The 12331-nt window shown below is 49.5% G+C and carries 6 protein-coding genes; 1 reads left to right on the top strand and 5 read right to left on the bottom strand.

Annotation, left to right across the window (positions count from 1 at the left end):
• Positions 1–66: 66 nt before the first annotated feature.
• A complete protein-coding gene (locus tag ACRRSX_RS02325; protein WP_432454814.1) occupies positions 67–1710 on the bottom strand; it encodes an HD domain-containing phosphohydrolase in 1644 nt (547 codons plus the stop codon).
• Between the two features lie 151 nt (positions 1711–1861).
• Here ACRRSX_RS02325 and ACRRSX_RS02320 point away from each other — a divergent pair, with 151 nt between their 5' ends.
• Positions 1862–2392, top strand: coding sequence for an NUDIX hydrolase (locus ACRRSX_RS02320; protein WP_432454815.1), 531 nt, complete (start codon positions 1862–1864; stop codon positions 2390–2392).
• On the opposite strand, the gene ACRRSX_RS02315 is transcribed toward ACRRSX_RS02320, so the two are convergent.
• The 4 genes from ACRRSX_RS02315 to recC form a co-directional block, all read right to left on the bottom strand.
• Positions 2389–2586: a chlorhexidine efflux transporter gene (locus ACRRSX_RS02315; protein WP_432454816.1), complete on the bottom strand. Its 198-nt coding sequence runs from the start codon at positions 2584–2586 to the stop codon at positions 2389–2391. The genes ACRRSX_RS02320 and ACRRSX_RS02315 overlap by 4 nt on opposite strands.
• A 451-nt stretch (positions 2587–3037) precedes the next feature.
• Positions 3038–5113, bottom strand: a complete 2076-nt coding sequence (gene recD, locus ACRRSX_RS02310) for an exodeoxyribonuclease V subunit alpha (protein WP_432454817.1) — start codon at positions 5111–5113, stop codon at positions 3038–3040.
• Positions 5106–8846 carry an exodeoxyribonuclease V subunit beta gene (gene recB, locus ACRRSX_RS02305; RefSeq protein ID WP_432454818.1) on the bottom strand — a complete coding sequence of 1247 codons (3741 nt, stop codon included), beginning with the start codon at positions 8844–8846 and terminating at the stop codon, positions 5106–5108. The genes recD and recB overlap by 8 nt, the downstream gene beginning before the upstream one ends.
• Entirely contained in the window at positions 8839–12222 is a 3384-nt protein-coding gene (recC, locus tag ACRRSX_RS02300; RefSeq protein ID WP_432454819.1) for an exodeoxyribonuclease V subunit gamma, read from the bottom strand. The genes recB and recC overlap by 8 nt, the downstream gene beginning before the upstream one ends.
• Between the last annotated feature and the right edge of the window lie 109 nt (positions 12223–12331).

The raw sequence follows: 12331 nt of genomic DNA, 5'->3' as shown, positions 1-12331 counted from the left end.
TTGGCTATTGAGTATACCATTAAATGCGCTTGTCTAAACCAAGCTAAAACGCGGTATTGAGCCCGTTCATGTAGACAAGTGCGGCTCCCCCTTGGCGTAAAGCGCATCTTGGGTAGAGCTACGGCTGCAACGAAATTCCGTTTCTAAAGTATTAAATAATTGAACCAAACTAGGATCAAAAGCTTTACCACTCAGCTGATTAATGATCGCCTGTGATTTTTCAAAACTATAAGCAGGTTTATAAGGGCGCGCCGACATCAACGCATCAAAACAATCCACTAAACTCACAATACGTGCTTCGATAGGGATATCTTCCCCTACAATTTGCAGTGGATAACCGGTACCGTCCCAGCGTTCATGATGGCAATGCACTATATTTTCCGCCACTGGGCTTAATCTAAAATCACATAATAATTGGTAGCCGTTCACCACATGCTGTTGCATGATCTCCCACTCAAGCGGATCCAATTTACCAGGCTTACCTAAAATGGCATCGGGGATCGATATCTTGCCAATATCATGCAAAGAAGCGAACAGATGAATATCTTCTACTAAAGGTTTCGCCAAGCCCAGCCTTTCGGCCATCAATCGCGAATAATCAGCGACCCGTTGCACATGGCTGCCAGTCACCGGATCGTCACTTTCATGGAGGCGTTCAAGCATTTCAGTAACACCTTGCAATACCTTATGCATCTTCGCCCGTTGGATCCGTTCATCAATTTGCTTTTGAAATCGCCAATAAACATAAACCCCACAACTCACCAGCGCTAACGACAACCACAGTGTCAGCCACCATTGATAACTGCGAATCAGCACCTTCATCGGGCTCAATCGTTGAGTAAATTGAGGCAGATAACTCGGTTTATAAGCCATGATCAAATTCGTACCACTCATCAGCGGCTCAGAGCCAAGCCCTAAAGGAGCCACTGCGGCTAGCGAATCACTAAAATAGCTCAAGCCTTGCTGCGATTGAACCAAATCGGAATCATTAAACAGCTGCTGACAAGATAGCTCGGCACAATACAGTGCTTTAGCTAATGGGTGGACAAGAAATTGATGGTTTTGAGCGACCACAAACAGAGACACCCCGCGAGGCAGTATACGGCTTAACTGCTGATATACAGTTTTCATGTCGTAATTAAACATCAGTGCTCCAAGCAGTGGGTAAGAGTCGGCACTTACCTGCTTGGCGATCCGCAATACTGGACGATAAGGAAGTTCAAGCACCCCGTAATCGACATTTAGATCCACAGCCGAAAGATAGGTTCGATTCACCGGTAATTGCAGCAACTCGCGCACATAATAACGCTTCGACTTATCCTGTAACTCCAACTCACTGAGGCGTACCGCCTGACCACCGCGATTAATAATTTTAAATACTTCTTTACCCTGAGGATCCAACAAGCGGGCCTGAACGATACTGGCTTTAGAATTCATTAACTTCATCAGCAATTCTTGCAACAACGAATAATCTGCATCATTCAAGGCTCGCTGCACCACATCCAAACTCGCAAAATATTCAAGCTCTCGACGATTTTCGGCTTCATAATACTCAAGGGTGGCGGCCATCACACTGGCCTGTTTGCTGATATCACTAGACAGCTGCATCACCGTTTGCTTATGTTGATTCAGCAAAAAAAGACTACTTAAGCTCATCACTGCGGCGACACATAAGGTACTAATAGCTAGGTAGAGTGTTAAACGCGACATAATTTGTCCTCCTTAGCTCAATAAAACTATGGGGCAGACTCAGCAATAACGCTAATTAACAATTAAATTTATATACAAAAGTATCACTCTTATTAAATACAAACGCTTCGTAATAGCGTTAAATAAAAAAACCTAATACAAGGAAGAAAACATGGATAAGCAAATTTTAGCCCAATGGCATTGTTTCGAATTGGCCAGTCAAACCCAGCGACTGCCCGATCAACGAGAACGTAACATCACCACCTTACATCACCCCGGCGCGGTGGTTATTCTGGCGCTAGATTCGCAAGGACAGATCATCATGGAACGCCAGTATCGTAGTGCAATTCAGCAGTGGTTAATTGAATTACCCGCTGGCACTCTGGAAAAACATGAACAAGGCCCACAAGGGATCCTCGCCTGCGCTCAGCGCGAATTACAGGAAGAAACCAATTTACAGGCCGCCGAATGGCAGGCTTTGGGTAAGCTCTACCCAGTACCCGGCTTCTGCGATGAAATCCAATACCTGTTTGTGGCCAAACAACTGAGTGCCCAGGCAGGCCAATGTGATGAAGATGAATTTATCGAAATTTTTAGCATGAGCTGCGCCGAGTTTGAACAAGCCATCGTCGATGGCACCATTAACGATGCCAAAAGCATTGCCTGCTACACGCGAGCCAAGCTCAGCGGTTTATTAATTTAAGGAAGCGCAGCCTTTTTGTTCCGCTTGTTTTGACTGGCCAGAGGAAACAACTTGTCGTAAGCCAAATTATAGAAATAGGCAAAAAACAAATCGTAAACAACCATTGCTGCGTCCATCAGCAAAGCGCTGAGTAAACTCACGCCCAGCCACCAGGCGATTATCGGAAGGCTAACCGAATTCAAAGCCTGAAACATATACGACACGTTGCTACTGGGTTTTATCGCTATGGTCCGGCCTCGCGAGTAAGTAGCGGTCAACTCATTTTAAGTGCAGGCCATTGACGGCTTAGGGCGGTCGCAACCTTCACAAACATCTCAACAAAAACAGTTAAAGTAAAAAGCAGTCCACTTCACCGACGCCCCTATCAATATCAAGAGATTGAGAGATTGAGGTTTTGAGGTTTTGAGGTTTTGAGGTTTTGAGGTTTTGAGGTTTTGAGTAAGGGACCATCGCTAAATAATTGAAAGTGCTACAGGAATTAGCGACTAAATTACCTATATTTCATCCTAAGCCCGAATAAGTACCAATCATTGCAATCTGAGTCAGGCTTCGCTGACAAAATTAAGCGCCTGAACTTTTTTAAGGTTCAAGCGAAGCCCGAATGAGCAACGCTGCTCATTCATTATCTAGCAAAGCTTCAAAAACTCATGATGACTCAGCCGTCAGACGCTCGACTAAACCAGAGCGGCGTTGGGTTTTATTGCGACAAGCGGCGCGAATGCTGTCGGGTTCGGCATACAAACTGAATTCACTTTTGGCGCGGGTAATCGCGGTATACAACAGTTCTCTATTCACCAGCGCTTGTTTAGCAGGCGGCAGTAACATCACCACTTGGTCAAATTCACTGCCTTGGCTCTTGTGCACCGTCATCGCGTAAACACTCTGGTGGGCAGGCAAGCGGCTAGGTAATAACCAACGCAAACCATTGGCCGACTCAAATGCCACCATCAGCTGGCCTGAATCATCGGCGGCACAAATACCGATATCCCCGTTATACAGTTGCTGCTCGTGATCGTTTTGCTCAATCATCACCGGACGGCCCACATACCAGACGCTGTCGGAGCTTGCCGGTAGCGCGATCAAACCCTGTCTCTGCAACAAGCTTTCCAGCCGCTGATTCAGCCCGCTGACTCCGAGTTCACCCTTGCGTAAAGCCACCAATAGCTGGAAGCGATGAAACAGAGTAAATACCTGCTGCATCGCCTCGCCCTGTTGCAGCGCGCTCAAATACGGCTGATAACCCTGCACCACTCGCCCCAGCAAATCCTGATAAGTCGCTTGATTGAGTGCTTGATAGGGTAAATCGGGGCGCTGTGACATTAACAGTTCCAGCGCCTGAGCGGCACGGCCCTGATTGACTGCGCCAGCTAATAAGCCAATCCCCGAGCGGGCATCAAAGCGGTAGCTTTTGCGCAACAAACAGAGCTTATCGGCAATAGCTAACGGACTAGAAGCTTGCTGTTGCGCTAAATTAAAACCACTACAGGCTTGCAAAAATGCCACTAACTTTGCGCTATAACCGTGGCTGATAAAGGCACATAGATCGCCAAGTACCGCACCGGCTTCTACCGAGGCGAGCTGATCCTTATCACCCAGTAAGATCAGCCGCGCCTGTTTTGGCATCGCCGCCAATAACTTCACCATCAATGGCAGATCGATCATCGAGGCTTCGTCCACCACCAGCATGTCTAAAGCCAAAGGATTATTGGCATGATGACGAAACTCGGCCCTGCCCGGGATCACCCCTAACAAACGATGAATGGTCGATGCTTGCTCCGGAATGGTGGCAATGGTTTGCTCACTGGCATTCAACTGATGCTTCGCGCCAATAATCGATTCACTTAAGCGTGCCGCCGCTTTACCGGTTGGCGCCACCAGCTGAATACTCAGGGGCGGCTTACCAGCGCTCAGCTGTAAGTCTTGCAGTAATGCCAGCAGCCGTGTCACGGTGGTGGTTTTGCCGGTACCCGGCCCTCCACTGATCACTAATCGAGTCTGATAACAGGCCTGTAGCGCAGCCAGCTGCTGCCAGTTGATTTGACTGCTGGCAGCAATGCCATTGACGAACGCATGTAAATCTTGCGCTTCAGTGATAGCTGCCAGCCGATTAAGCCAGCCGCGATTACTCAGTAAAACCGGGTCATTCACATCTAAAAACTGCTCCGCGTACACCGCCATTTGCTCGGCCGGATAACTCGATTTTGCTTGAAGCAACATCGCCCAGTCACTGCCAAACAAGGCTTGGATCCGAGTGCTAATGTCCACAGGGGAAAAGGCGCAAGCCGCCCCGATGTCGGAAAAATACTCGGCTACCTGCTGTTCGTAGTGCCAGTAACGATGCAAATACAAACGCTGATACTGTAAGACCAGAGGTTTAGCTTGCTGCTGAGGGTCATTGGCTTCCACGACACAGTCGGCTTGCTGCACTGCCTCCGACTGGCTCAACAAGGCCAGCCAAAAACGACTCTCTTGATGGTGCTCTATCGGACAAGCCCCCAGCAACTCACAGCGCCTGGCCAAACTCGCCATATCAACACAAACGTGGCCCGCACTGAGTTCGTTGCTAACAATGGCCGCCGCAATCATTAAGGCCTCTCGATGCTCGCTGTGGGCAAAGGATTGAGCAAAGTGAAAATCTAGGGCGCTGATGGCCCCCGTTTGTTTCAGTTGTTGTAACCATGCGCTTGCCGGCGATGATTGGATTGCCGCTAAATCACTCATCAGCCAGGCCCTCGGCAGGTTCTGAAAGGGGCAACTCGGTGGGCAGAGTCTGCCCGGCAAAGAGCTGGTCGAGATAATGAATAAAACGCGCCTCCGGTCGGCTAAAATAAACCCCGTTGCGGCTTGCAGTTACAGCCTGTAACGGCTCAGCCATAGGGTCAGAGACTTGCTCGCCACTCATGCCACGTAAAAACAAGTAATACACCCCACCAAAATGTTGCTGATAGTCGTAATCAGGTAAACGCTGGCCCAACCAGCGATGCAAAGCCAAGCTGTAAAGTTGATATTGAAAATCATAACGATGCTCGACCATCGCCGTCACCATCGCCGTTTGACTATAATCTTCCACCTTGTCGCCTAAATAATTCGACTTATAATCCAGCACGTAGTAGCGGCCATCGTGCTGATACACCAAATCGATAAAACCTTTTAACATGCCCTGCACCGTAGCAAAATCCAACCCACTGGCTCCGCGGCTCAAAGGATCAAAATGGCGGATCAAACGATTGACTTGGCTGGCCTGAAGATTGGCAATCGGCAGCAAAAACTCCATTTCCACCAAACGCTGTTCCAAAGCAAGTTGATTCAGCCGATAGGGGCTAAGCCTGCCGCCATCATCCAGAGGGGTAGCGCACACCTGTATAAACATCTGCGCCAAGGGCGCTAACCATTTCAGTTCGCCTTGCGAGTTTAACTCGTTGTAGCTGGAGGCTTGCAGTAAGGCCGGCAAACGCTGGCGAATTTGTACGATGTTGGCCTGAAAATCCAGTTCTTCAAACAGCAAGTGCAAGAAAGTACCCGCCTCGGCGCCGCGCGGGAAGTCAAAAATGCTGAGCTGTTGCTCGGCCTGATTATCCACCTCGACCATACTCAGTTCTTCGCCAACGTCTAACCACGCCATATCGCTACTGGCATCAAAACCGGCATGATGCCCTTGCTGACGGCTTAAGGCGGAATAACTGGTGAGCCACCAATTACGGTTAATTTGGCTGGTGAATGCTCGTGCGGCATAACTGGGCTGCGCATCGCTGAGTCCTTGGTAGGGCGTGAGTGTTTGCTCACTGACCATTTGCCAGCCAATATCTGGATGCTGGCCGAGCTCATCCAAAATGGCGACTAAGGCGCCCGCTGGCAGCGGCTGATTTTTTTGCAGTAAATAACCCAAGGCACTTTGGTGTACATCGCTATCGCCCTTCTGAGCATTGCCTTTTTTCAGATCGGCCACACCTAAATAACAGCAATATACGGCGCGCGTAACCGCCACATACAACAAGCGTAAGTCTTCGGCTAAGCGCTCCTGACAAGCCGCTTCCATGGCCGGTTCACTCGCATCTAAGTCGTAAATAAAGCGCTCCCCTTGGTGATACAAGGCTTCACTGGCTTCGCGAAAGCCGAGAATAAATGGCAACATCACAATCGGATATTCCAAACCCTTACTCTTATGAATGGTAACAATCTGTACCAAGTTGGCATCACTCTCTAAGCGCAGCTGTTGCTCATCGGCATTGCCATCGGGCTCAAGCACTTGCTCGGCAAACCAGCGCATTAAGGCAGCATCACCATCGAGCTCAGCACTTTGATTTTGCAGTAATTCAGCTAAATGCATTAGATTAGTGAGTAAGCGCTCACCATAATTGTCATTCTGGCTTACCCAACGTTCACTAATGCCTCGCTGGCTCATCCACGCATAAAACATTGCCAGTACGCCACGCTGTTGCCACAGCTGCTGATAATCTGAAAACTCTTGGGAATAACGCTGCCAACAGCGCTCGTCAGTATTTAAATCATCCAGTTCTTGCAAACTCAAACCGAGCATTTTACAGGCTAAGGCGGCGCGCAACTTACGGTCGTTATGAGGCTCCTGACAGGCTAAGAGCTGCAAATAAAACTGGTAGGCCTCGGGGCTTTCAAACACGCTATCGCGATTGGATAAACTCACGCTGGCAATATTTTGTTTGGCTAAAGCGGCGGCCACTTTGTCACCTTCGCGGCGAGTTCTCACCAACACGGCGATATCACCCGCGGAAACGGTTTTGCCGCTATCACCTAAGGTGGCCGCGCCAGTTTGGCCAGCTTCCAGCAAAGCTTGGATCTGTTGAGCGCAGACCAATGCTTGGCCATTAATATAATCTTCACTACGCACAAAGGCCGGGTTTTGCTGATACAAGAACTGCATCGCGGCCTGGCTTTCACCGTTGATCTGCAAGCCACTCAACTGCTTTTTGGCGGCATCAACCGCCATAAACTGAATCGCATCATCATAAATAAAAGGCCGCTGATGCCATTCAAACAGTTGATTACAGGCATTCACCATGGCCCCCGTAGAGCGCCAATTGGTGGGCAAGTTGTAACGCGCGACCACATTGTTGCGCGCCTGCATGTAGGTGAAAATATCGGCACCACGAAAACCATAAATCGCCTGCTTGGGGTCACCAATTAGCATTAAGGCGCAGTCGGCTCGGTCCATGTATAGCTTGCTGAAGATTTGATATTGCTGGGGATCGGTATCCTGAAACTCATCAATCATCGCCACCGGATATAACTCGGCAATCTGCCTGGCCAGCACCTCGCCCTGCGGCGCATTCAGTGCAGTGGCTAAGCCTGCCAGCAAATCATCAAAACTCAGCAGCTGTTGCTGCTGTTTTAGCTCGCTAAAGCGCTGGCGAATTTGCGGTAATAACTGGGCCAACAACAAGCTTTTGATGCTCTGCTCCTGGCTAAATAAACGCTCGATAGCCACAAAGGCCGGATGCTCCGGCGGCTGCCCCTTGGCTTTCACTCCATTGGCTAAATTCTCGGGTGTGAATTTTTGCAAAGCCTCACGCAGAGGCTTGCCAAGAAAGTCGCTGTCGGTTGGCGCATCGACAAATTGATTAATCAAGTTTAACCATTTTTCCAGCGAGGCTTTGCGAAACTTATTCCCATTCAGTGGCGCACTGGCAAGCAACTCGGCAATATCCTGAGCCGCTGGTTTCCACAACTGTTTAAAGGCCTCGATACGGGCAATTTGCTGGGCAAAAAAGGCGGTCAAGTCTTGTTCATCTGGCACCCCTTGCAACTCAAAGTGACTTTGATTGAGCAAGCTGCCAATTTCCTGATGCAGCTGCTGTGGGCTGGCCCAACATTGAACAATTCGGCTAATCAGTGGCACCGGTAGCGGGTAAAATCGCAACCGCCAGCAATCTTGCACCGCCTGCAAACGCAAATGAATTTCGTTAGTTAAAAACTCCATTTCAAAGGGCAAGCCGCTCTCAAAGGCGTGTTGTTTCAGCATTCGCTGGCAAAAACCATGAATGGTGAATACCGCCGCCTGATCCATATTTTGCTCAGCCAACAACAGACGTTGCGCCGCAAGAGAGTGATCGCTCACCTCATCTAATAATTGCGTGATAAAGAAGTCGCTACTTTCCCCTCGTAAAAAAGCGAGGCGAGCCTCATGAATTTTTTCACGAATTCGCCCACGTAATTCTTGAGTGGCCGCTTCGGTAAAGGTCACCACCAAAATTTGTTCTATATTCAGTGGGGTCAACTGGCCGTGCTGACTAAACCCCTGTGCAACATCTCGTGCATGCCCTAGCAACAAACGTAGCACTAAAGCGCCAATGGTATAAGTTTTACCGGTGCCGGCACTGGCCTCGATCAGCCGCGCACCATTCAGCGGAAAGCTAAAGGCATCTAAATTCTGGCTAGCTAAAGGTGACTCAGTGTGAGCTTGGGTATTTGAATCAGACATTAGCAAACGCCTCCAGATGTGCCATTAAGGGTTCGAGTAAACGCCGAGTATTGGCTTCGAACTGTGGCCAGATATCTTCTAAGTCACTAAGCTGGGCCTGAATATACGGATCATCGCCTTCGGCTTGAGCAAAAGCCCCTCCCGTAAACTGAGTGCGCGCGGCGCGGCGGGCTTTCTCTAGATTGACGTCACTGAATTCGATGCTGCCGGTTTTTTTATCTTTGCATTGGCTGATCCACTGCCAGGCGCTTTCTATCGGTAATAACAGCGGTTGCTGCAAGCCAGCATGCAAACAAGTCAACCAGTCACCCAAACATTGCACAGCCAGCCCGGCCTCTATCGGAGCAAATTGCCAGCCATTTTTGCGACCCATGATATAGCTGCTGATGGCTTGCTCGGGTTGCACCGCATGAAACACCAGATGCCATAACCAGGCTGCCACTAAATCTTTTCCGCGAATACTTCCGGGCCGATAAGTCACCAGGCCTTGCCCGTAGCGATGTTTCAGCCAGGCCGATAAGCGGGTTTGCAAAATACTATCTTCAGCGACGTAGTCGATATCGATGAACAGCTGCTGAGGCTCTAAGACACCGCCCGCTAATAAGGGAAACAGCGTGTCGGCCAAGGGCTGCATCTCTTGCCATTGTTGCTCAAATGAGACCTCTGCAAAACCGCCGTGGGGTAGCGCGCCTGCGGCATGTAAATAGTCAAACTGTTGCTGTTTATCGGCATTCTCCAATTGTTGCTCGAGTAGGTGTAACTTCATGCTGTAAGCGGATAAGCCTTCCACCACAAAGGGTTCGGTTTCTTCTAACTGTTCCGATATTCGTGGAAAACTTACTTTTAAACGCCGCTGATAAAAATAAGCAATTGGCGAGCGACTAAAAGCCAGTAGCTCATCCATTTCCAGATCGGCTCCCCCCCCCTCCGAAATCAACGGCGCGGCTTCCACGGAGGATATTTTAACCTGCTGCTGTGCCGCCACCGCCGGTAGCCAGCGCTGCGCATAACTAAAAATTTTAGGTGAATCTTCACCGGGCGAACCGCTCGCGAAGGCAGCTTGATAATACTCCGCTGAAAAAGGCTGCAAAGGATGTTTGCAACGCAGCTGTGCCAACAGTTTCTCGCCTGACTGATCCACATTCAGCTTTTCATCTCCCACCAGCGCACAACTTTGGCTAAGGTAGTCACACAGCTCTGCCACCAGTACCGAGGGCGTTTGTTCGCTATTATCTTTGGCGCTATGTGCGATATAAGAGATATATAAACGCTGCTGCGCCGCTAACAGCGCTTCCAGGAATAAATAACGGTCATCGTCTCGGCGGCTCCGGTCGCCACGCTTTGGCGGATTATCCGCCATTAAGTCAAACCCCAAACTCGGTACACTGCGTGGGTACTCGCTGTCGTTCATCCCCAGCAAACACACGACTTTAAAGGGAATGGCGCGCATTGGCAGCAGCGTGCAAAAATTGATTTGACCCGCCAGAAAACGCTGACTGCCTCGCTGTGAATTGAGTTGATTACGGCAATAATCAAGGATCAGCTCTGGGCTGATATCGTCTTTATAATCACTTGCCGTGCATTGCTCCGCCAGCGTTTCAAACAGCTTCAATAAACGCAGCTGCTCAGCTTCATCATCACTATCAAAACGATAGATATGTTGCAGCAAAACTTGCAAGCGCACTCGCCACTGCTCGGCCGGAACTGCGGCTAATAGTTGCTGTTCCAGTTGCATCAGCTGATCAATAAAATCGGCCAACTTGCCCACGGCTAAGGCACGCTGCCCCTGCACCTCATCATAAGCCAATATGCCCTGATACAAACCCACCTCGCTGGGCATGGCATAACCGAGTAACATCCGTTTTAGACCAAATAACCAAGAATGGGTTTCATCTTCCGGGGCTTGCCAGCGACTGCGATCACTGCCATCTAAACCCCAACGCACTCCGGCTTCTTTGACCCATTGACGCAAGGGTTTTAACTCATCCTGAGTCAGCTCAAAACGGCGCATAATCGCCGGCACTTCTAATAGCGCTAACAGCTCGGCGGCCGATTTACGCTTTTGCGGTAGGGCCAGCAGCTCTAAAAAGCTTAATAACACCGGATTTTCTTGGGTGGCACTGCGATCAGAAATGGCGAAAGGCAAACGGGTTTCGGCGCTGGCGCTGCCAAATACCGCCTGAATCATCGGCCCATAACGGTTTACATCTGGCACCATCACAATCACATCTCGCGGGCTTAACTCGGGATCTTGCTCAAACATCGCCAGCAACTGATCATGTAAGACTTCGAGCTCACGACGTGGGCTATGACAAAGATGTAGCTGAATACTATGATCACCGGGCTGAATCAGCCGTTTATGTTGACTGCTGTCAACTTGCTGATAATCAATCGGATCGTGCAACTTGAGGATATCGTCTTGCAACAAAGACAATAAACGAGGGCTTGCTTGCTCAGCGACATTACTGGCAAAAATGTCGGTTTCTTGTTTATTGAGTGGGTGCAGCAACTCGATGTAGTCACGCCCCAGTTTGCCCATTGACGCCAGTAAGGGATTCCCCACTCGCTCAATCTCTGCTTGTTGCTTCAGCAGCGTCATCACATCACGCACATCGCCCCAATAGTGCTCCGAAGGGTTAGTTAAAAATAGGTGGATATTGGTGTGTCGCGCCAGAGCATCTAGGGCCTCGATATAGGCGGGTGGCAGCGCCGAGATACCAAAAATAAACACCTGCTCGGGCAGGCCTTCAGGTGCTGCACTACTGAAACGCAGCTGCTCAACAAAATCGATATACATATTGCCACGGTGATAGGGGGCGTCCATCGAGCCTACGGTGTCGTCCACCAAATCACGCCATAAAATCGGTTGCCAGGGTTGACTTTGGCTCACTTCGCTTAAATCATCGCCATCTTCCCAAGCACTGATCCACTCGCTACGATAGACCAAGTATTGGTCATAAATATCGGCCACCTTTTGCGCCAATTGCCACAGCTTACGGCCTTCAATGGCGGCACTTTCATCGTCACCGAGTAAATAATGGCGCAGCGGCGTAAATTCAGCTTCACGAAGTCGTTGTGGCAGTAAACGCATTAAGCGCCAACTCATGGCTTCTTTGTTAAAAGGGCTTTGTTCGGGCACATCTTGCAGTACCAAATGGAACATTTGCCAAATAAAGCTCGCAGGTAGCGGAAAAGCCACGTTTGCCACAATGCCTTGCTGCTCAGCCAGTTGCAATTTCAACCACTGTGCCATGCCCGGGCTTTGCACCAATATTTGTTGCTGAGTAAATGGGTTAGCGGGAGCCTGTAAGGCCATCACTTTGCTTAGCAGTATTTGCAGTGTGTCTAAATGATTACTTTGATATAGATATAACAAGAAGGCGACTCCCTTGAGCTAGGCAGCCTGTATTGTGCCAGAAAAATACTACGAGAGAAGAATGGCTTTGGCAATTGTTAGCTAAACCCGCTCGGTCTCTCTTGAAAGA

The sequence above is a fragment of the Agarivorans sp. QJM3NY_30 genome (assembly GCF_050870855.2).
In the GTDB taxonomy this organism is placed as follows: Bacteria; Pseudomonadota; Gammaproteobacteria; order Enterobacterales; family Celerinatantimonadaceae; genus Agarivorans.
This window is presented reverse-complemented; position numbering and strand designations above follow the sequence as displayed.

Bases quoted from the DNA above. Each gene is read 5' to 3' on its own strand.
- ACRRSX_RS02325 (WP_432454814.1), bottom strand. From the start codon at position 1,710: ATGTCGCGTTTAACACTCTACCTAGCTATTAGTACCTTATGTGTCGCC.
- ACRRSX_RS02320 (WP_432454815.1), top strand. From the start codon at position 1,862: ATGGATAAGCAAATTTTAGCCCAATGGCATTGTTTCGAATTGGCCAGT.
- ACRRSX_RS02315 (WP_432454816.1), bottom strand. From the start codon at position 2,586: ATGTTTCAGGCTTTGAATTCGGTTAGCCTTCCGATAATCGCCTGGTGG.
- recD (WP_432454817.1), bottom strand. From the start codon at position 5,113: ATGAGTGATTTAGCGGCAATCCAATCATCGCCGGCAAGCGCATGGTTA.
- recB (WP_432454818.1), bottom strand. From the start codon at position 8,846: ATGTCTGATTCAAATACCCAAGCTCACACTGAGTCACCTTTAGCTAGC.